16 protein-coding genes and 1 pseudogene are annotated in these 21007 nt (G+C 65.8%); 7 read left to right on the top strand and 10 right to left on the bottom strand.

Going from position 1 to position 21007, the window contains the following annotated elements:
• Position 1: 1 nt before the first annotated feature.
• From DPV74_RS03455 to thrC, 3 genes and pseudogenes are all read left to right on the top strand, one after another.
• Complete coding sequence (locus DPV74_RS03455; protein WP_226113600.1) at positions 2-1219, top strand: benzoate/H(+) symporter BenE family transporter; 1218 nt, start codon at positions 2-4, stop codon at positions 1217-1219.
• A gap of 21 nt (positions 1220-1240) precedes the next feature.
• Positions 1241-1597: pseudogene (locus tag DPV74_RS03450) on the top strand (RidA family protein); the annotation flags it as partial.
• A gap of 91 nt (positions 1598-1688) precedes the next feature.
• Positions 1689-2888, top strand: a complete 1200-nt coding sequence (gene thrC, locus DPV74_RS03445; RefSeq protein ID WP_162922932.1) for a threonine synthase — start codon at positions 1689-1691, stop codon at positions 2886-2888.
• A 255-nt stretch (positions 2889-3143) separates the two neighbouring features.
• Here the strand turns inward: thrC and DPV74_RS03440 are convergent, their stop codons facing one another.
• The 7 genes from DPV74_RS03440 to DPV74_RS03410 are packed head-to-tail and all read right to left on the bottom strand — an operon-like array spanning position 3144 to position 10947.
• Positions 3144-4022 (bottom strand): alpha/beta fold hydrolase, encoded by an 879-nt coding sequence (locus tag DPV74_RS03440; RefSeq protein ID WP_060173239.1) that lies wholly within the window; start codon positions 4020-4022, stop codon positions 3144-3146.
• Between the two features lie 14 nt (positions 4023-4036).
• Complete coding sequence (gene mhpT / locus DPV74_RS03435; RefSeq protein WP_060317412.1) at positions 4037-5290, bottom strand: 3-(3-hydroxy-phenyl)propionate transporter MhpT; 1254 nt, start codon at positions 5288-5290, stop codon at positions 4037-4039.
• A gap of 58 nt (positions 5291-5348) precedes the next feature.
• Positions 5349-6371, bottom strand: coding sequence for a 4-hydroxy-2-oxovalerate aldolase (dmpG, locus tag DPV74_RS03430; RefSeq protein WP_319000451.1), 1023 nt, complete (start codon positions 6369-6371; stop codon positions 5349-5351).
• 15 nt (positions 6372-6386) lie between these two features.
• Positions 6387-7334, bottom strand: a complete 948-nt coding sequence (locus DPV74_RS03425) for an acetaldehyde dehydrogenase (acetylating) (protein ID WP_119336508.1) — start codon at positions 7332-7334, stop codon at positions 6387-6389.
• Between the two features lie 17 nt (positions 7335-7351).
• Positions 7352-8140: a 2-keto-4-pentenoate hydratase gene (gene mhpD / locus DPV74_RS03420; RefSeq protein ID WP_119336507.1), complete on the bottom strand. Its 789-nt coding sequence runs from the start codon at positions 8138-8140 to the stop codon at positions 7352-7354.
• Between the two features lie 4 nt (positions 8141-8144).
• Positions 8145-9098 (bottom strand): 3-carboxyethylcatechol 2,3-dioxygenase, encoded by a 954-nt coding sequence (locus DPV74_RS03415; protein WP_119336506.1) that lies wholly within the window; start codon positions 9096-9098, stop codon positions 8145-8147.
• Between the two features lies 1 nt (position 9099).
• Entirely contained in the window at positions 9100-10947 is a 1848-nt protein-coding gene (locus tag DPV74_RS03410; protein ID WP_119336505.1) for a bifunctional 3-(3-hydroxy-phenyl)propionate/3-hydroxycinnamic acid hydroxylase, read from the bottom strand.
• A 163-nt stretch (positions 10948-11110) separates the two neighbouring features.
• On the opposite strand from DPV74_RS03410, the gene DPV74_RS03405 reads away from it, so the two are divergent.
• Entirely contained in the window at positions 11111-11923 is an 813-nt protein-coding gene (locus DPV74_RS03405; RefSeq protein WP_060173244.1) for a DNA-binding transcriptional regulator, read from the top strand.
• Positions 11924-12157: 234 nt separating this feature from the next.
• Here DPV74_RS03405 and DPV74_RS03400 read toward each other — a convergent pair whose 3' ends face one another.
• Together DPV74_RS03400 and DPV74_RS03395 are read right to left on the bottom strand one after the other, a co-directional pair.
• Positions 12158-12538, bottom strand: a complete 381-nt coding sequence (locus DPV74_RS03400) for a hypothetical protein (RefSeq protein ID WP_162922931.1) — start codon at positions 12536-12538, stop codon at positions 12158-12160.
• Positions 12539-12775: 237 nt separating this feature from the next.
• Positions 12776-14200: a PLP-dependent aminotransferase family protein gene (locus DPV74_RS03395; RefSeq protein ID WP_027792441.1), complete on the bottom strand. Its 1425-nt coding sequence runs from the start codon at positions 14198-14200 to the stop codon at positions 12776-12778.
• Positions 14201-14753: 553 nt separating this feature from the next.
• Between DPV74_RS03395 and DPV74_RS03390 the strand changes: the two genes are divergently transcribed.
• Complete coding sequence (locus tag DPV74_RS03390; protein ID WP_119336504.1) at positions 14754-16931, top strand: DUF4132 domain-containing protein; 2178 nt, start codon at positions 14754-14756, stop codon at positions 16929-16931.
• Positions 16932-16941: 10 nt separating this feature from the next.
• On the opposite strand, the gene DPV74_RS03385 is transcribed toward DPV74_RS03390, so the two are convergent.
• Entirely contained in the window at positions 16942-18354 is a 1413-nt protein-coding gene (locus DPV74_RS03385) for a PLP-dependent aminotransferase family protein (protein ID WP_021157899.1), read from the bottom strand.
• Positions 18355-18585: 231 nt separating this feature from the next.
• On the opposite strand from DPV74_RS03385, the gene DPV74_RS03380 reads away from it, so the two are divergent.
• On the top strand, positions 18586-19815 hold the full coding sequence (locus DPV74_RS03380; protein ID WP_119336503.1) for an FAD-binding oxidoreductase: 1230 nt from the start codon (positions 18586-18588) through the stop codon (positions 19813-19815).
• A gap of 40 nt (positions 19816-19855) precedes the next feature.
• Entirely contained in the window at positions 19856-21007 is a 1152-nt protein-coding gene (locus tag DPV74_RS03375; RefSeq protein ID WP_027792437.1) for a branched-chain amino acid ABC transporter substrate-binding protein, read from the top strand.

Genomic DNA, 21007 nt, shown 5'->3' with positions numbered 1-21007 from the left:
CGTGATTCGCACACTGAGTCAATGGCGTGCTGACGCCTCTCTTTCCGCGCTCGTGGCGGGCTTTCTGGCCGTCCTGATCTCCTACGCAGGCCCGCTCGTGATCGTGTTTCAGGCCGCAAATCAGGCGCATCTTTCGACCGAGGTCACGTCGTCGTGGATCTGGGCAGTGTCGATCGGCAGCGGAATTTCCGGGCTGGTCCTGAGCTGGAAACTGCGCACGCCGATCATCACGGCGTGGTCCACTCCGGGGGCCGCGCTGCTCGTCGGCATGTTGCCGGGCGTACCGTTGCCGCAGGCCATCGGCGCGTATCTGCTGAGCGCAGCCATTGTGACGCTGGTGGGCGTGTCCGGAGTATTCGACCGCTTTATCGAGCGCATTCCCAAGGGCATTGCCGCCGCGATGCTGGCCGGGATTCTTCTGCACTTCGGCATGCAGGTGTTTGCTTCCATCAGCGCCAGTCCGCTGCTGGTGTTCTCCATGCTTCTCACCTTTCTGGCGATGAAGCGGGTCTGGCCGCGCTATGCGATCGCCACGGTGATGGTGGTCGGGATCGTCATCGCCATCGCGTCGGGCACCACGCATCTTTCGCAATTGCGCCTTGCACCCGTTGCCCCCGTCTTCATCGCTCCGGCCTGGAACTGGCACGTGTTGCTGGGCTTGGGCGTGCCCCTGGCCCTGGTCACGCTCACGGGCCAATACGTGCCGGGCATGGCCGTGCTGCGCACGTCGGGCTATCGGGTTGCGGCGAGCGGCATTATCGGCACGACCGGCATTTTGTCACTGCTGCTGGCGCCGTTTGGCTCGCATGGCGTGAACCTCGCGGCCATCACGGCGGCAATCTGCACGGGCAAGGAGGCGCACGAGGATCCCGATCGCCGTTACATCGCCGGTATCGCCAGCGGCCTGATCTATATCGGCATCGGCGTATTCGGCGGAACCCTGGCGCTACTGTTCCGCGCGTTGCCCGCGGAACTGATCGCGGCGCTTGCGGGGCTGGCCTTGATCGGTGCGATCACGACTGGCGTGATCGGCGTGGCACAGGACGACAAGCATCGTGATGCCAGCATCATCACGTTCCTCGTCACGGCGTCGGGCATGAGCTTTCTTGGCCTGGGTTCGGCGTTCTGGGGACTCGCCATCGGCGCGCTTGCCTATGCCATCCTGCATCGAAGCTGGCGACTGCGCGACGGCAAGGCGCCGGCCATGAACAAGATTTGATCGAGACAGAAGACGGAAAAGGCACCGGCCCCGCTGGGGACTTATTCACAAGGCGTGCGCGTTGGCAATACGGTCTATCTTGCGGCCCAGACGCCGGTCGTGCCGGAAACGAACGAAGTCGCAGAAGGCGGCTTCGAAGGGCAGCTTCACCAGACCTTCAGGAATCTTCGCGCAATGGCGCAAGCTTGCGACTGCACACTCGCGAATGTTGTGCAGGTCACTGTGTACATCACGGATATTTCGAAATTCGGGACGATGAACTCGATCATGGCCGAATACTTCCCTCAGCCTTACCCGGCCCGCACGACGGTTGGCGCGGCGAGCCTTGCACGCGGCACGATGGTGGCCATCGACGCCATCCTGGCCCTCCCCGACTGAGCCCCCCCGAGGCAGAGCATCGCTTACGAAAGCCGATGGCGGCGCCACCGGCTTTGACACGTTTCGGACAGGCGTAAAAACGGGGATGACAATGAGTTTTGGATTTTCGACGGCGCTGAGATGTTTGAATTGCGATGCCGAGTACCCGCTGGAAAGCGTTGGCTACTTTTGCCCGCAGTGCAAGCTGGACGGCGCGCTCGATGTCGAATACGACTATGGCGCTGCGGCGCCGGTGTTTGCGAAAGCGCTGGGCGAAAAGACCCGCGCATTCGATATGTGGCGCTACCGTACTCTGTTGCCGGCGGGTTTGGAGCATGCCCCGAAGCCACATACCGGGGGTACGCCGTTCTATCAGTTGCCGATGCGCGGCGACGGCCTGGTCTTCATCAAGGACGACAGCCGTAATCCCAGCGGGTCGCTGAAGGACCGTGCAAGTGCGTTGGCCGTGGCGCTCGCGCGTCACCAGGGCGTGGGCACCATCGCTGCGGCGAGCACAGGCAACGCGGCGGCGGCACTGGCCTGCATGACCGCGGGCAGCGATCTGCGTTGCGTGATCTTCGCCCCGACCAGCACTGCACGCGAAAAGCTCGTGCAAATCAGGGCTTATGGTGCAGACGTCGTGCAGGTCAGCGGCGGCTATGACGAAGCGTTCGCCGCGTGCCTCGAAGCGTGCGAGAAGCACGGTTGGTACAACCGGAGCACGGGCATCAATTCGTATATGACCGAGGGCAAGAAGACCGTCGCATTCGAAATTTTCGAGCAACTGGGCTGGGCCGCGCCTGACCGCATCTTTGTCCCCGTGGGCAACGGTTGTATCGTGGGCGCGGTCTACAAGGGCTTCGAGGAACTCCGGCGCATGGGGCTGACCGGGCACATGCCACAGATCATGGGTGCGCAGGCCGAAGGCAGCGACTACATGTATCGCGCCTGGGTACAAGGCGAGGGACCGCATCATGCGGAACGCAAAATGGCGAAGACCTCGGCCAGCAGCATCAGCGTGGTGTTGCCGCGTGACCGGATCAAGGCCTTTCGCGCCATCGAGGCGACAGGCGGCCAGTTCGTCCGCGTGAGCGACGCCGAAATCTTCCAGCGGCAAATCGAGTTGGCGCGCGAGTCGGGTGTATTCGCAGAGCCGGGCGCGGTCGCGGCTTACGCTGCGGCGCAAAAGTTTGGCTCCGCGCAACGAGACGAAACCACCGTCATTTTGATTACGGGCAGCGGGCTGAAAGATGTAGGCGGCCTGCTCAGCAGCGGAGTGCTCGATCACGCACGATTGAGCGAAGCTGCATGACGCGTGTGTGACCCGTTATGGTATGAGTCTGGGTACGCGGGCGTGTGCCAGCCCGCGTGATCACGTCGAGAAACCGGTCGGTTCAGATGCGTAAGTCGAGACCGGATCTCTCAGTCAGCGTCAGATCAGGTCTGAGATTGCTTCGCTCTCGTCAAGGGCCCTGATCGACCCGTCTCGGTCGTACGATGGCGGTGCCCGTCGACGGCCGCTTTCGAAGTACAGAAGCCGTCCGACGGAAGGATCGCGGAAAGCAGACTAAACGGCTTGTTGTTGGCGTAGGAACTCCAGCACCATCCGGTTGAATCGCTCTGCGTGCTCCCATTGCGCCCAGTGCCCGCAGCGCCCGAACACATGCAGATCGGCGTTCGGCATACCCCAAACGAGCCGCAGGCCGACGTCCATCGGCACGAAACGGTCGTCGCGCCCCCAGATCACGAGCGCGGGCGACTTGATCTCGTTCAACCGGTAACCATAGTCCGGAAACTGCTTCGGATTGGCCGCCAGACTCTTCACGAAGTTCTCGAGATGATCGCGCCGCGCCAGCATATTATCGAGCCGCGTCTGCATCAGTTCTTCGGTCATCGTGCTCGCATCGTAGACGAACACGTTGAGCATCTTCTTCAGGTTCTCGAGCGTTGGGTTGCGATACAGCCCTTGCAGCAGCTTGATGCCTTCGGTCGGCATCGGCACAAACTGGCTCGGCCCCCCCGTGCCGCCGCCCATCAGCACCAGCTTGCCGACGCGCTCCGGATACGACAGCGCGAATGCCACCGCGCTATGCCCGCCCATCGAGTTGCCGACGAGATGCGCGCGCTCGATGCCGAGCGTATCCAGCACGCCCTTCAGCACGCGCGCGTTGAGGTCTGAGCGCGAGCCGGTGCAGATGATCGAATCGCTCTTGCCCCAGCCGGGACAGTCGACGAGGATCACGCGATAACCCGCGTTCGCGAACGCGTCCACATTGCGATGGAAGTTCGCCCAGCCGCTCGCGCCCGGACCAGAGCCGTGCAGCAAAACGAGCGTTTCCTTGCCCGCGCCGGTGTCGTTGTAGTGCACGCGCAGTTCCGTGCCGCCTTCCACCACGTTCACGTACTTGCTGGTCGCAGCTTCGCTATGAGTCACAGTGTCAGTCATGTCGAGATCCTTCGTCAGATCGATTCGGTTCCAAGTGTGTGCGAGCCGTTGGCCGACTCGCGCGGAAATTTCCCGACCACCGCGAGCGCGCCGAGCGCAGCGATCACGATGAGCGGAATGCTGGAGATCACGAGCATCGACGCGCTCTGGCCGAGCGCAAACAGTTGCCCGGCGATCAGCGGGCCTACCATCGAGCCGACGCGGCCGACGGCCACCGCCGCGCCGACGCCCGTGCCTCGAACCCGCGTCGGATACGTTGCACCGGCGAGCGCGTACAGCACTGACTGCGTGCCGACGAGAAACAGGCCCGCCAGCAGGCCCCCCAATGCCATCGACGTGCTGCCGTTCGCGCTGGCGAGCGCAAGCAACGCAGTCGCGATGCCCGTATACATGCCGACCACGACCACCCGCTTGCCGATGCGATCCATCAGGCCGGCGATCACGATCGCACCGACGCCGCCGCCGATGTTGAACATCATCTGCACGATGCTTGCCTGTACCGGCGTGAGGCCGCGCGAGAGCACCATCGACGGCAACCAGTTCATCAAGAAGTACAGCACGATCAGCGTCCCCAAATAGCTGATCCACAACGCGATGGTCGTAACCGCACGCCCGTCACTGAAGAGCGCGCGCGCGATGCCGTCCTTCGACTCATGGGTCGCACCCCGGCCAGCCGCGACGAAGTGCGTCGACTCCTTGATGAAAAGCGCCAGCAGCGGCAAGGTCAGCAGCGGCCCGATCCCGCCGACATAGAAGATATGCCGCCAGGCCTCGACGCTCGGGCTGACGATGCCGATTACCGCTGCGAGCGCCGCTCCGAAAGGCATGCCGCAGTACATCGCGCCGACCGCCGTGCTGCGTTGTCCGGGCGCTGCCGCCTCCGCACACAGCGCGATCAGGTTCGGCATCGCAGCGCCGAGACCGAGGCCCGTGAGAAAGCGCGCGACGAGCAGGCTTTGCAGATCCCACACCTGGGTCGTTGCAATCGAAAATATCCCGAACAGCGCGACCGACATCATCAGCACGCGCTTGCGGCCGATGCGATCCGCGAGCCTGCCGCCAATCGCCGCGCCCGGCAGCAGGCCGAGCGCGCCGATGCCGAATGCCCAGCCGAGCTGCGCGGCAGCGAGATGAAACTCGCGTGCCATGCGCGGTGCGGCGATGCCGGTGGATTGCAGATCGAGCCCTTCGAGGAGTGCGACTGCGAAGCACAGGCCGATGGTGATGGCGCCGCCGGCGCGCGGGGGGGAAGCCGTTGACGTTTTCATTGATGTCTCCAGGTTGAACGATGCAGCGCTCTTCATGGCGCGTGGCATACCGAATGGTTCAGGCGCGTACTTCACGCTTCTTCAGATCGAGCGCGACGTCGACGATCATGTCTTCCTGGCCGCCCACCATGCGTCGCTTGCCGAGCTCGACGAGAATGTCGACGGCTTTCAGGCCGTACTTCTTCGCCGCGATTTCGGCATGCCGCAGGAAGCTCGAATACACGCCCGCATAACCAAGCGCGAGCGTTTCGCGGTCCACCCGCACCGGCCGGTCCTGCAGCGGGCGCACGATATCGTCGGCCGCATCGAGCAGGCGATAGAGATCGGTGCCGTGATGCCAGCCAAGGCGCTCGGCCGCCGCGACGAACACTTCGAGCGGGGCATTACCCGCGCCCGCCCCCATGCCCGCCAGACTCGCATCGATGCGGTCGCAGCCCTCCTCGACCGCAACGATCGAGTTGGCCACGCCGAGGCTCAGGTTGTGATGGGCATGCATGCCCGTGTGAGTCTCGGGGCGAAGCACGGCCTTGAGCGCCCTGAAGCGCGCACGGATGTCGTTCATGTTCATCGCGCCGCCGGAATCGACCACGTACACGCAGGTCGCGCCGTAGCTTTCCATCTTCCTCGCCTCGATAGCGAGGTGGTCAGGCGTGGTCATGTGGCTCATCATCAGAAAGCCGACGGTGTCCATGCCGAGGCTGCGCGCATACTCGATGTGCTGCTTCGAAATGTCCGCTTCCGTGCAATGGGTCGCGACACGTACGACACGCGCGCCCGCGTCGTACGCGGCCTTCAGGTCGTGAATCGTGCCGATGCCGGGCAGCAGCAGTGTCGCGATTTGCGCGTGCTTCACCACATCGGCGACCGCCTCGATCCATTCCAGATCACTGTGCGCGCCGAAGCCGTAGTTGAAGCTCGAACCCTGCAGGCCGTCACCGTGTGCGACCTCGATGCTGTCGACCTTCGCCTCGTCCAGCGCGCGGGCAATGTCCTGCACGTTCTGAATCGAATACTGATGACGGATCGCGTGCATGCCGTCGCGCAGCGTCACATCGGAGATATAGAGTTTCTTGTCCATGATCGAGTGCTCCTTGCTTCAGGCGTTCACGAGCGACGCGGCCATGCGTTCGGCCGTTGCCAGCGCGGCGGAAGTCATGATGTCGAGATTGCCCGCATAGGCCGGCAGATAATGGGCCGCGCCTTCCACTTCGATGAAGATCGAGGTCTTCAGTCCGCTGAAACGGCCGAGTCCGGGAATATGCAGCGGCGCAGCGGCGGGGATGTCGTCGAACTGCACGGATTGCTTCAGGCGATAGCCGGGTACGTAGGCCTGGACCGCAGCGGCCATCCGGCTGACGGACGCTTCGATCTGCGCCCGGTCTGCCGCTTCGGACAGCACATAGACCGTATCGCGCATCATGAGCGGGGGCTCGGCCGGGTTGAGCACGATGATCGCCTTGCCCTTGCCGGCACCGCCGACCGCTTCGATCGCCTTCGACGTCGTCTCCGTGAACTCGTCGATGTTGGCGCGCGTGCCGGGCCCTGCCGACTTGCTGCTGATCGATGCAACGATCTCCGCGTAATGCACCTTTGCGACCCGCGACACGGCGGCGACCATCGGGATCGTCGCCTGTCCGCCGCACGTGACCATGTTCACGTTCGGCGCATCGAGATGCGCGTCGAGGTTCACCACCGGCACACAATTCGGGCCGATGGCAGCGGGCGTCAGGTCGATCACGCGAATGCCGGGCTTGAGCGCGCGCAGGAACGCGTCGTTCTTCACATGCGCGCCGGCGGACGTCGCGTCGAACACGAAGTCGATCTCGTCGAATACGGGCAGGCGCGCCAGCCCTTCCACGCCTTCATGCGTCGTCGCCACGCCGAGCCTCGCGGCGCGCGCGAGGCCGTCCGAGGCCGGATCGATGCCGACCATCGCCGCGACGTCGAGATGCTTGCCGCGACGCATGATCTTGATCATCAGGTCGGTGCCGATGTTGCCGGATCCGATGATCGCGGCTTTGCACCTGGTGTTGTCTGTTGCCATGGAAATGTCTCCGTCCGTCATTCGCTGAAACTGGCACGCACGCCGCCGAGCCCTTCGATGTGTGCCGTATAAGTGCCGGCCGCCTTCACCGCGACCATCGGGCCAAGCGCACCCGTCAGCACGATGTCGCCCGCGCGCAGCGGCGTGCCGAGTCGAACCATCCGGTCCGCGAGCCACACAGCCGCATTCAGTGGATTGCCAAGGCACGCACTTCCATTGCCGCGTGAGAGCACTTCGCCGTCCTGCGTGAGCGTCATCGCGCAAGCGGTCAGATCGATATCGCGCAGCAGGACCGGGCGGCTGCCGAGCACGAACAACGCGCTCGACGCGTTGTCCGCGACGGTGTCGAAAAACCGGATATCCCAGTCGCGGATGCGACTGTCGACGACCTCGATCGCGGCGACCGCATACGCGGTCGCCGAGATCAGATCCGCGAAGGTGTGCTTTTCGGCGGTCAGGTCGCGTTCGAGCACGAGTGCGATCTCCGCTTCAACCTTCGGTTGAATCAACGAGGTGAGCGGCATCGGTTGGCTGTCGCCGTAAGCCATCGACGCGAACAACGCGCCGAAGTCGGGCTGATCGACGCCGAGTTGCTTCTGCACCGCGGGCGAAGTCAGGCCGATCTTCCTGCCGACGACGCGCTCGCCGTTCGCTGCGCGCAAGTCGTTGTTGATCTGCTGGATCGCGTAAGCGAGTGTCGCGTCGCCTTCGGGACACGTCTCGCGCAGTGGCGCGATCGTCCGACGCAAGGACTGCGCCTCACGCAGGCGCGCGGCCATCGAAAGAATGTTGCTGTCATCCGACATGGTTCTATCTCCTGGAAAGAGTCCGTTCTCGCGCGTGCATCGCGCCGAAGCCCGCGATCCATTCCGGGATCGCGCGGTAGTAATCGATCGATGCCTCGTAACGACCGCTCGCCGCAAGCGCGCCGAATGCGGCGACCCACGTGCGGATTTCGTGTGCGGACTTGCCTGCCTCACGCGTGATTGCTTCGTTCGTGAAGCCATCGGCGGCGGTGAGTTCACCGCGTTCGAGCAGTTCGAGAAATGTGTGGTCCCATGCGGGATTGAGCGGATGCAGCCGGCTGTCACCCGCCGCGAATGCCTTGGCCGCCGCGATGGTACGCAACTGCCGCGCATCGCGCGACTCCGGTGACGGGTTGCGTCCCGCGATCAACCGTTCCGCGACGACATCGTCCGCGCCCGATATTTCCGGCACCGGCGGCTCATGCGAAATGCCGCCCGAGCCGATCAGCAACACGCGCTTCGGCATGCGCGCGACGGCACGGCCAATCGCATCGCCGAGCAGCCGGGCGCGGCGGCACGGCGCCATCGGCGGCGCAACCGAGTTGATGAACACGGGCACCACTGGATAGCGGTCGATGCCACCGGTGAGTACCTCGAGCGCCTGCGCGCAGCCGTGATCGACCTGCATGCGATACGACACGGCGACGTCGATATCGCTCGCGAGTGTGGCATCAGCGAGCGCGAGCGCCACATCGCGCGCGACGGGCAACGGGCCGGCCGCGCTGCCGAAATCGCCGATGGCCGTCGCACTCACGCCGATGCAGAACTGCGGCATCACGTCGTAGAAAAATCCGTTGTAGTGGTCAGGCGCGAACACGATTACCAGCTCCGGATCAAACGCATCGACCCGTTCGCGCGCCGCGCGCTGCACCAGTTCGACTTCCGCGACGACTTCCGGACTGGGGTCGAAATACCCGTGCAAGGGCGTGTGCGACATGCATTCGAGATGAATCGGCATCTCAGGCCCCTACCAGGTTGGCGGCGTGCGCGAACGTCGCGCCGTTGGCCGTCGCGCCCGTTGCCATCACAAGCGACAGCCGTTGCGCAAGCTGCGACACACAACCCGATACACATTGCGGCGAGCACATGCCGGCCACGAAGCGGTCGGGCCGCAACAGCACGACCGATTCGGGCATGCGCGCGAACCAGTCGCGCAAGCGCGAGTCGACATCGCCAAAGGCGATCACGTCGTCAGGCACGTCATCGTGGAAGGCGAGCTGCGGGTCGGGCTTCGCGATCACGAAGCACCCCCCAAGCGCGTTCCAGATACGGCGCGCCTCGGGCGTCAGGCCGAAAGTCGGGTCCGTGCCCCACCCCACGATCGCGAAACGGTTGCCGATCGCATCGTCGAGCCGGACGATGCTGCCATCCACCAGACGCACGCGTGGCTGGATGAACATGCGGCCCACAGGAGTGCCCGCCTGCGCATCGCGGCCGTGCACCATCCGCCCGATCAGCGATTCACGTTTCTCGCTCATCAAACCGACCAGCCTGCCGAACGCGCCGTGTCCGCGCTTCGCGATCGTGCGCGCGAGCAGCCCTTCGGACCGCGCACGTCGCGCCAGAAGCACGACGCCCTCTTCATAGCGCGGCATCGGCTTGAAGCGCATTTCGACGAAGTAACGCTTCAGGGAAGGCAGCATGTCGAAACAGCGCACGAACGCGTCGCGCACTTTCGATCCGAAGAAGCTCGTCGGCGCGAAGATATCGCCCGCGACTTCCGAGAGGTGGATCATCGAACGCGCGTGGGCGCGCCGCTCCATCGTGTAGGTATCGAGCAGCGCGTCGTGCGCCGTGCCTTTCACGACCATCGCGAGCTTCCAGCCGAGATTGCTCGCGTCGCGAATGCCGCTGTTGTAACCCTGCCCCTGCCACACCGGCATGATGTGCGCGGCGTCGCCCGCGAGCAGGATGCGTTTGACGCGGAACGTGCTCGCGAGCCGCGCGTTGTGCGTATAGACCCGTCGGCGAATGTAGTCGACCTTGTCAGGATCGTCGACAACCCCGCGCACCAACGCCGCCATGTTCTCCGGCTTCGACAGTTCCTCCTCCGTCTCGCCCGGCATCACCATGAACTCGAAGCGCCGGATGCCGTGCGGCAGCGCCGCCGAAACGTAGGGACGCCGCGCGTCGCAATGCAGATAGACATGCGGAGAGCCGATCGGGTCGTTGCGCACGTCGATCACGATCCATTGATTCGGCTTCGTGCGGCCTTCGAACGGCACGTCGAGCGCGCGGCGCACAAAGCTGTTGCCGCCGTCCGCGCCGACCATGTATGCGGCGCGAATCGTCGTCTTCGCACCGTTCGCGTCTGTCGCCTCCATGGTCACACCGCACTCGTCCTGCGCGAAGCTGTCGACGCTGTGGCCAAGCAGCGTCGATACATTCTCGAAACGCCCGAGCCCCCTGTACAGAATCTGATCGGCGAGCGGCTGGATGAATGCATTGCGGCGTGGCCAGCCGAACTCGTCGGTGCGCGGCTCGATCGACGCGAAGCACTTCCCTTTCAGCGTGAAGCGCATCCAGTGATTCGGTGTGGTATGCGGCAGCAGAGTGTCGACTAGACCGACCGACTGGAATACGCGCAGTGCTTCGTCGTCGAGGCCGATGGCGCGCGGATAGTCGATGATCTGCGCGAGCTTCTCGATCACGACGACGCGCACGCCCTGCAGGCCGAGAATGTTCGCGATCATCAGGCCGACCGGGCCCGCGCCGATGATGGCGACATCTGCGTCGATCGAACGATGTGTCGTTTCGTGAGGATGAGTGCGGCCGTTGCCGGCCGCCGGTTCAAAGGCGGGGCGCATGCGTGTCTCCTGACTGGGCTTGTCCGATGTGCTGAACCGACGAAGCGCCTGGCTCTCGATCGTTCAGCTTATGAACGCAGTTTATGGATGGCGGAAAACCCCCTCAACAAAATCTCCGGAATGTGCATAGAATGCACATGATTGATTTCAATGGAATTTTTCCGTGACAACCTATACGAACGTGCGCGGACTGGCGCGCGGCCTCCAGGTACTGCGGGCTCTGAATGCGATGGAAGACGGACGCGCAACGAGTCAGCAGATCGCCGATCTGACCGGCCTGCATCGCACGACGGTGCGCCGCCTGCTCGAAACGTTGATGGAGGAAGGGTTCGTACGCCGCAGCACATCGGACGACAGCTTCCGCCTGACGCTCGCCGTGCGTTCGTTGAGCGAGGGCTTCACCGATACCGAGCGTATCGCGACCGTTGCGCCGCCGATCATGGGCCAGCTCCTGCAGCGCGTTGCATGGCCATCCGATCTGACCACGCCCGATGGCGATGCGATGATCATCCGCGAGACGACGCATCGCTTCAGCCGGCTGTCGTTTCATCGCGCGATGGTCGGGCGGCGTTTGCCGATCTTGCTGACGGCTGCGGGCCGCGCCTATTTCGCGATGTGCCCCGACGAAGAGCGCGAGGACATTCTGGAACTGCTGCGCTCCGGCGCGGGCGGCGAAGAGCAACAGGCGTTCGCGAGAAACGACGCGCTCGTGCGCAAGCTGATCCGGCGTGTGCGAGAGGATGGTTTCGGCTCGAATCACGGCGACTGGACCGCGCAGGCGAAAATCGGTGCGGTGGCGGTCGCGATCAGCGCGGACGAACGCGTGATCGCCAGTCTCAATGTCGTCTTCCTGTCGCGCGCGGTCAGTCTCGAAGATGCCACTCGCCGCTATGTGCCCGAGCTGCAAAAAGCAGCACTGGATATTGCCGAAGCACTGAGGCAGGAACCAGCAACTCGTCCCCGTGCATCAACGTAGGCACCTGGACCGGCCGAATGTCGTGAAGCGGAGCCGAACGGTCACGCGGATGACTATGTGCCGACCGCGCCGGACGGCCGAGAATGGCTGAACTGAGTCGGACGATCTGACGCTGACTGACAGATCAGGTCTCGATTTACGCAAAGAGTTGCGGTTCGAACACAGCGTGTTCACCCGTCACGAGATTGGTCCGCCGTCGGTACGACAAGTTCGGCGCCAGGTTCGCCCACCTGATCATGCCCAACCGGCACTGCCCCGGGCACAACCTGGCGCCTCGGGGAAATCTTCGTGACGTTGCGCGGCGCCCCCTATTGGATGCGGCGCGCCGTCGACGAACACTGTGTCCTGCTTCGGAAGCGGTGTGACAAGGCCGCGGCCCAATGCTTCTTCGAGCGAGTGCTCCGCACCGGACAAGATCGTCACCGATCCGGAGCTTGCAAGAGTGAGCATGTTTTCGTCAGAACGGCTGCGCGCATGAACAGCCGTGCCGAGAACAGTCATCAGCCCAAGCGCGAACTCAAGCGACGCATGCGCAGCTTTCGACTGCCGGGGCGGACGCAGGTATTCCTGCCGTGCTTCGCTCCGATTCGCCAACACTTCGCGTTCAGTCGTCATTTGCTGCGGGCTTCACGCCACCGCAAGCAACTTCGCGACGCGATTCGAAACCCCGCGCCTTTTCACCGGAATTACCCCCAATCCGTGCGGCGACGCCTGCATGGCAGCGTCAACAGTGTGGCGTTGTCCTGCCAACGCCAACGTGGCAAAGCTCATCGCACTCCCCCCGCCAAACCAAAAACAAAGCCGGCCCCAAGCCGGCTTCGTCATGCCCCCTCGAGCAACAACACGCCCCCGTCATTTCATGCAAGCCGAGGCGAGCTTCCCCACCGCAATCACCGCCTGCTCGATCTCCGGCGACCACGGGCTGCTGTAGTTCAGCCGGATGAAGTTCCGGTAGTTGTCCGTGATCGAGAACATGTAGCCGGGCCCGATCGTGATGCCCTGCTCCAGCGCGAGCTGGTACAGTCGCATCGCGTCGACCTGCGCGGGCAACTCGACCCACAGCACGTAACCACCCGCCGGACTCGAGATGCGCGTGCCCTCCGGGAAAAACCGCGACACCATCGCCCGCATCAGGTTCGCCTGCTGCGCATACGCCTTGCGCAAGCGCCGCAGGTGATGCTCGTAACCGTCGCGTTCGAGAAACTCCGCGATCGCGAGCTGCGGCAACGACGGCGTCGCGAGCGTGTTCAGGAATTTCAGCTTCTCGACCTGATCGCGATAACGGCCCGGCAGCGCCCAGCCGATCCGGTACGCGGCCGTCAGGCTCTTCGAGAACGACGAGCAATGCAGCACGATCCCGTTGCGGTCATAGGACTTCAGCGAACTCGGATGCGCATCGCCGAAATACAGTTCGTTATACACACCGTTCTCGATCAGCGGCATTCCGGCCTTCGTCGCGAACTCGACCAGTTCGCGCTTGCGCTCGTCGGGCATCTGGAAGCCGAGCGGGTTCTGGAAGTTCGGCATCACCATGCACGCGGCGATCGGCTGCGACTTCGCGATCGCGGCCAGCGCCGCGATGTCGATCCCGTATTCCGGATGCGTGGCCACCTCGATCGCCTTCATCCCCATCCGCTCGATCGCGTGCAGCATCGCGTAGAACGTCGGTGACTCCACCGCGATCGTGTCGCCCGGCTTCGCCACCGCCTGCAGGCACAGGTTGATCGCCTCCGTCGCGCCCACCGTCACGATGATCTCGTTCGGGTCCACCGACATCCCGTTTTCCAGGTAGCGCCGTGCGATCTGACGGATCAGCCGCGGATGCCCGGGCGGCAATCCGTCCGTCACGCCCCACAACGACTTGTCGCGGCCGGCCGCGTACGCATAGCGGTTCAGCTTCTCGAACGGGAACAGGCTCGGGTCCGGGTACGGCGAGCCGAGCGGCACTGCGTCGTCGGTGCCGATCGAGCGCAGCGTCGACAACACGAGCCGGCTCACGTCGACCGACGACGAGATCGCGATCGGCTTCGACGGCCGCAGCTCGCGCACCGGCGCATGGCCGTCGTCGCGCCGCAGGTTCACGAAATAGCCGGACTGCGGGCGGCTTTCGAGCAGCCCGCGGCTTTCCAGCAGCAGATATGCGTGCAGCACGGTCGTGATGCTGATCCGGTGCTGCTGGCTCGCCTGCCGCACCGACGGAATCCGGTCGCCGTGCCGGTACACGCCCTGGCGGATCAGGCGCTCGATGTCGTCCGCGAGCTTTTCATAGAGTTTCATCGCGTGCCTCCCGCCGGCCTGCGCAGCCGCCCCGCCCCGCTGCGCGCATCCGATACGCACGTGTTCCGCCCGTCGACCGGGCCATCGTGGTTCCTGATCTTTCCCTCCGGTTTTGCCTTTTCCATCGCACTGGCTCGCTCTTGAAGATGCGCCAACAGGGTTCCGGTACGACTGGATCTGCGGCACTGTGCCCTTGATGATGGAATCTTAAGAGCAGAACAGTTGGCGACGAGTACACACATCGTCCACGCGAACAAGAGTACAGTTCGGCGCGAATCGCGCATCGCGGGAGAACTGTACGTCTTATGAAATGGCCGGGCCGCCGGAAGCGGCACACAGCGTGGCCGGATCGGCCCGGAACGCCCGCCGCACGGCCTTCCGCCCGACCGCATCAATTGGGGTGCAATACTGTGCGTCCGCTCGGTTTTCATTCCCGGAGTCAGACCATGCAGTACACGATCGAACAGGCATCCGACCTCGGCGGCGTGATCCGCACCGCCCGGAACGTACAGAATTGGCGCAGGAACGACGCGGCCGGCACCGAGGCCCGCGGATGACTGATCGCGCCCTCGTCGACCAGCTCGTCGCGCGGCTGACCAGCCGCACCGACCATCCGCACTTCACCGGCGCGCCGATCGACCTGTCGACGCTCGACGCGCACGCGCTCGGCGCGGTCTGGCCGGCCCTGCGCCGTGTCGAGTACGAGATCATGGTGCGCGACCAGGCATTCGAGGATCCGCGCGCCGATTTCGCGCGCTGGCTGCACCGGCAGATCGATGCGCTCGGACTCGTGCCGCTCGTCGACGCCGATGCCGCGCTCGAACTGTTTCGCGACATCCCGGCCGGCGGCTGGAAACGCGCACTGGAGGAATTGCCCTGCCTCGACACGCCGCCGTCGCCCGCGCTGCAGGCCGAACTCGCGCGCATCGCGGGCGAGCCGGAGGAAGGCGACGTGCGCACCGAGTCCAGCACGTATGGCGTGTATACGCTCGACCGGTTCGCCGGCCGCCGCGACTTCTCGGCGCGACGCGACGCGTATGCGCAGGCGCTGGCGGATTCGCCGTTTCGCGTGCGCGAACTCGACGTGCTGCCCGAACTCGGGCTGGCCGGGCTGCTCGCGCTGGCCGCGACGAACAACGGTTATTTCGCGCCGAGGCGGTTGTGGCTCGACTTGAGCGATCCGGCCGTCACGCTTGCGGAAGACGCCGCGTATGTCGCGTTCGCGCGCGATGCGCTGACGGAAGCCGCGCAACACGTGGCGGCGCTCCATGCGGGCGCCGTCCCGTACGAGGCCGATCGTGCATTCACGACCGACGACGCGCAGGTCGTCGCCCGCGCCGCCCGCGTGGCCGCCTATCGCGACGAAGCGTGGCTGCGCCCGCTGATCGGGCCGCTGCTGACCGGCGTGTGCGTCGCGCCGACGGCCGCGAAGACCGCGCCGTCCCAGTCGCTCGCGATCGCGCTCGGCCACGCGATCGAGACGATCCCAACCCCCGAAGGCGTGCACGCGCTGCGCGACGCACTCGCCACCGTGCGTCACGCCGGCGTGCAGAAGAAGCTGGCACGCAACCTGAAGCCGGCCGAGCGCGCGCTCGGCGAGCGGCCGCACACCGCGCTGCGCATGACGCTCGACGCAAAGCCCGACAAGAAACAGCTCGCGATGCTCGCGACCTGCATGGAAGCCGGCTTCTGGCAGTCGATGACGCTCGGCCACGCCGAATGGCGCGAGCGCCTCGTCGATGCGCCGGCCGGCGCCGCGTTCGCGGCACGCACGATCTGGCACGCGCGCGGCCGCGATGGGTCGACGCAGTCGTTCATGCCCGAGATCGCAAAGGGCAAGGTCGTGCTGCGCGACGCGGCCGGGCACGCGATCGACATCGCCGGCGACAGCGACATCCGGCTATGGCATCCGCTGCTGGCCGATGCGGACGAGCGGCTCGCGTGGCAACGCGCGATCGTCGGCCGCACGCTGCGGCAGCCGGTCAGGCAGGCCTTCCGCGAATACTACGTACCGGCCGACGGCGACGCGTCCGCGAGCGATTCCGCGATGTTCGAAGGCCACGTGCTGTCGAGCCGGCAGCTGGTCGGCGTCGCGCGTCGCGAAGGCTGGTCGATCCGCGCGTACGACGACGGGCTCGTCCGCGAATTCGGCGACGTGCGCGCGACCTTCTTCGTCGATGCGCGGCTCTATCCGGGCTCGGAAAGCCACGGCACGTCGCGCCGGCTGCACTTCGAACGCCGGCACGACCGGCACTGGATACCGCTGCCGATCGGCGAAATCGATCGTGTGGTGTTCTCGGAAGTGGCGCGCGCGGTCGATCTGCTCGTCAGCGTCGCCGCGTTCGCGCTCGACGACGACACAACACGCGCGGCGACGGCCGCGCTCACGGTCGATCCGGTGCGCCAACGCGAGCGCGAAGCACAACGCTGGCAGCGCCTGAACCGGTTGTCGGACGTGCCGCTGGGCACGATGGCGCGGCATCGCCGGCACGTGCTGTCGCTCGTGTTCGCCGGGCCGGTGGCGCAAGGGAAGATGACGATCGATGAACGGCATGTGCGCGTCGGCGCGTGGTCGGTGCATTGCGCGACCGGGCGTGTGATGCGCGACGGCGAACCCGTCGATGCCGCGATCGAGCCGCCGCCGTCGCCGCTGCGCGCGGTGCCGTGGCTGCCTTACGACGAAGCGCTGCTGCAGCGGATCGTCGACGTCGTCGCGGGGTTGCTCGATTGAGCGGCCGCCGTCAGATCGAACCGAACAGCGCGCGCGGCCGGTCCTTCAACGTGCCGGCGAGAATCCGCAGCCCGTTGACGAGTTCGTCGCGCGAGGCCGGGCACGCGAGGTTGATGCGCACGCCGTGCTCGATCTCCGCGCGATCGACCGCGAACGTCGACGACGGCATCACGATCACGCCGCGCGCCTTCGCGTTCGCGGCGAAGTCGTCGGCGCGCCACGGCGGCGGCAGGCGCAGCCACACGAACATGCACGCCGGGTCGGATTTCAGCTGCCCGGCCGGCAGCAGCTCCCGCGCCAGATCGACGCGCGCGCGGATCTCCGCGAGTTGCGCGCCCATGATCCGCTCGGCGGTGCCGTCCTCGATCCACACGGTCGCGATCAGCATCGACGTGGGGGCCGGCATCCATGCGGTCGTGCGCACCGCCTCCGCGCACAGTGCGACGCTGTCGCGCGGGCAGCTCAGGTAACCGAGGCGCAGCCCCGGCGCGAGGATCTTCGACGTCGCGCCGATATGAAACGTCAGCTCGGGGCACAGCCCCGCGATCGCCGGCAGCCGGTCGCGCACGAGCGGGCCGTACACGTCGTCCTCGATGATCGTCACGTGATGGCGGCGCGCGATGTCGACGAGCGCCATCCGGCGCGCGAGGCTCATCGTCGTGACGGTCGGGTTCTGCAGGTTCGGCACGACGAAGATCGCCTTGACCGGCATGCGCTGGCAGATCCGCTCGATCTCGTCGGGCAGCAGGCCGTCGTCGTCGGCGGGCGCGCTGACGATCTCGAACTGGAACACCGGCGCAAGCGCCTTGAGCCCGTAATACGTGAGGCGGTCGGCCACGATCACGCCGTCGGTGCCGATCAGGCTGTTCAGCACCGCGTACAGCCCGTGCTGCGCGCCGCTCGTGACGACCACCTGGTCGCGCGACGGCGCGAAGCCCGGCGCGGCGAGCCACTGCGCGCCGGCGGCGCGCGCCCAGTCGGGGCCCTGCGGCGGCTGGTATTCCTGGAGGGCGGCGAAACGCGGGTCGTTCGGCAGCGTGCCGAACGTCTGCGCGAGGCTCGCGAGAAACTCGCCGGTGGCCGGGCGGTTCACCGTCAGGTCGATCACGCCGTTGCCCGCCGCGAGCGACGCGCGGGCCGGCTCGATGCTCGGCATCGCACCGCCGGTGACGAGCGAGCCGCGCCGTTTGCTGCCGATCACGAGGCCGCGCAGCTGCAATTCCTTGTACGCCCGGGACACGGTCGATACGTTGATGCCGAGCTCGGTCGCGAGCTGGCGCTGCGGCGGCAGGCGGCTGCCCGGCGGATACATGCCGCTGCGGATTTCCTCCTCGATCGAGCTCGATACCTCGACGTAGGTCGGCCGCTTCGCCTGCGCCGGCGCGCCGCCGTCGCGCTCGCCGGAAAGTTTGTCTGATGCCATTTATCGCCCGTGACCACACAAAAAGCGTTTGTCTGCCATTTTGACCTGCCCAGCGATTGTATCCGACATCCCCTTCCAGTCAAACGTCAGTTGAAAAGTCTGTCGAATCAGTCAGCTGGAATCGGGTAAACGCTAGCGCCACACAATCTCATTTTGATTGCACACAAAAAATTACTGTGTGATTCTTGATCGCAACTTTGTGTGAATCATGTGGACCGGAGGGAACGCGTCATGGCGAATGTCGCCATCGTGGGTGCAGGCTTCATCGGGCTCGGCGCGGCGGCATGGCTGCAGCGCGACGGGCATCGCGTGACGCTGTTCGACCCGGCCGGCATCGGCCAGGGCGCGTCGTTCGGCAATGCCGCGACGTTCGCGCCGTACGGCTGCGTGCCGGTGAACGGCCCGTCGGTGTTCCGCGACATGCCGCACTTCCTGTTCGCCGCCGACAGCCCGCTGCGCATCCGCTGGCCGTACCTGCTGCACGGCGCGCCGTGGCTCGCGCGGTTCCTGCTCGCATCGACGCCCGCGCGCCACGCACGCAGCGCGACCGCGCTGGCCGCGCTGCTGTCGCGCGCCGCCGACGGTTATGCGCCGCTGCTTGCACCGTCGCGGCTCGCCGCGTTCGTGCGGCCGCGCGAATGCCTGTACCTGTATGCGCAGCAGGCGTCGTTCGACGCCGCGCAGCCGTCGCTCGCGCTGCGGCGCCGGCTCGGCGTGCCGTTCGAGACGCTCGACGCGAGCGCGATCCGCCGGCTCGAGCCCGCACTCGCGCCGATCTTCACGCGCGGCGTGCTGTTCGTCGGAAGCTGGCACTTCTCCGATCCATGCGGATTCCTCGGCGCCCTGTTCGCGCACCTCGCCACCGGCGGCGCCGCGCTCGAACGCACGCGCGTCGAACGGATCGAGCCCGCCGGCGACAGCGTGAACGTGCATGCGGGCGGCGCCGTGCGCACGTTCGATCACGTCGTCATTGCCGCCGGCGCCCGCTCGCGCGCACTCGCGGCCGCGTGCGGCGATACGGTGCCGCTCGATACCGAGCGCGGCTATCACGTGCAGTTCGGCGCGCACGAGCCGATCGTCTCGCGGCCGGTCGGCTGGGCCGAGCGCGGCTTCTACATGACGCCGCTCGACGAAGGGCTGCGCGCGGCCGGCACCGTCGAACTCGGCGGCTTCGACGCGCCGATGAATCCGTCGCTCGTCGCGCTGCTCACGCGTTCCGCGCGCGAAGCCGTGCCGTCGCTCGGCGCACCGACGCGCAGCTGGCTCGGCTTCCGGCCGACGCTGCCGGACGGCGTGCCCGTGATCGGCCGCGCGCGGCGCAGCGCGCGCGTGATCCATGCATTCGGCCATCAGCATCTCGGCGTGACGCTCGCCGGCATCACCGGGCAAATCGTCGCCGACCTCGTCGCCCAGCGCGCACCGCCGCTGGACCTCGCACCGTACCGGGCCGCGCGATTCTGACGCGCGCCGCGACTTTCACCACTGCAAGGAGGCATCCATCATGAATCGTCGTAACTGGCTGGCTTGGCTGGCCGTCTGCTCGATCGGCACGGTCGGCGCATCCGCGCAGGCCGCGGACCCGGAGACCGTCAAGATCGGCTTCGCCGGCCCGCTGACGGGGCCCGTCGCGCGCGTCGGCAAGGATCTGCAATACGGTGCGCAACTCGCGCTCGACGAAGAAAACGCGAAACATCCGACCGTGGGCGGCAAGCCCGTGCGCTTCGTGCTCGACGTGCAGGACGACCAGGCCGATCCGCGCATCGCGATCCAGGTCGCGCAGAAGCTCGTCGACGACGGCGTGGTCGGCGTGATCGGCCACTACAACTCGGGCTGCAGCATTCCCGCGTCGGCCGTCTACAAGCAGGCGAACGTCGCGATGATCACGCCCGGCTCGACCAATCCGCAGCTGACGATGCAAGGCTTCAAGAACGTGTTCCGCACGATGGGGCACGACGGCGTCGGCGGCGTGGTGGCCGGCCGTTTCGCGGTCGAGCAGCTGAAGGCGAAACGGATCGGCATCATCGACGATCGCACCGCGTTCGGCCAGGGTCTCGCCGACGCGTTCGAGAAGGGTGTGAAGGATGCGCACGGCAGCATCGTGTCGCGCGAATACACGAACGACAAGGCCGTCGATTTCCGCGCGATCCTGACGACGATGAAGAGCAACAACGTCGACCTGCTGTTCTTCGGCGGCCTCGACGAACAGGGCGCGATGCTCGTCAAGCAGATGCGCTCGCTCGGCATCCGCGCGCAGCTGTTCGGCGCCGGCGCATTGAAAAGCAATGCATTCCTGAAGATCGCCGGCACCTCGGGCGAAGGCACGCAGGATCTCGAACCGGGGCCGGCGCTCGACAAGCTGCCGTCCGCCGTCGCGTTCGCGCAGCGGTACAAGGCACGCTTCAACCAGGATGTCGAGCTCTATGCGCCGTTCTCGTACGACGCGGCGCTCGCGATGATCGCGGCGGTACGCAAGGCCGATTCGCTCGATCGCGGCAAGATCGTCGCGAGCCTGCCCGGCGTATCGGTCACCGGCGTGACCGGAAAGATCTCGTTCGACGAGCGCGGCGACCTGATCAAGCCGCCGTACACGCTGTTCCGCGTCGAACAGGGGCAGTGGCACAGCATCCGCACGGTCGGCGGCGCGTCGAACTGA

It is taken from the genome of Burkholderia sp. HAN2018, from assembly GCF_024704855.1.
Taxonomy (GTDB): domain Bacteria; phylum Pseudomonadota; class Gammaproteobacteria; order Burkholderiales; family Burkholderiaceae; genus Burkholderia; species Burkholderia cepacia.
Note: the sequence above shows the minus strand (reverse complement) of the source record. Positions and strands in the feature narration are given on the sequence as shown.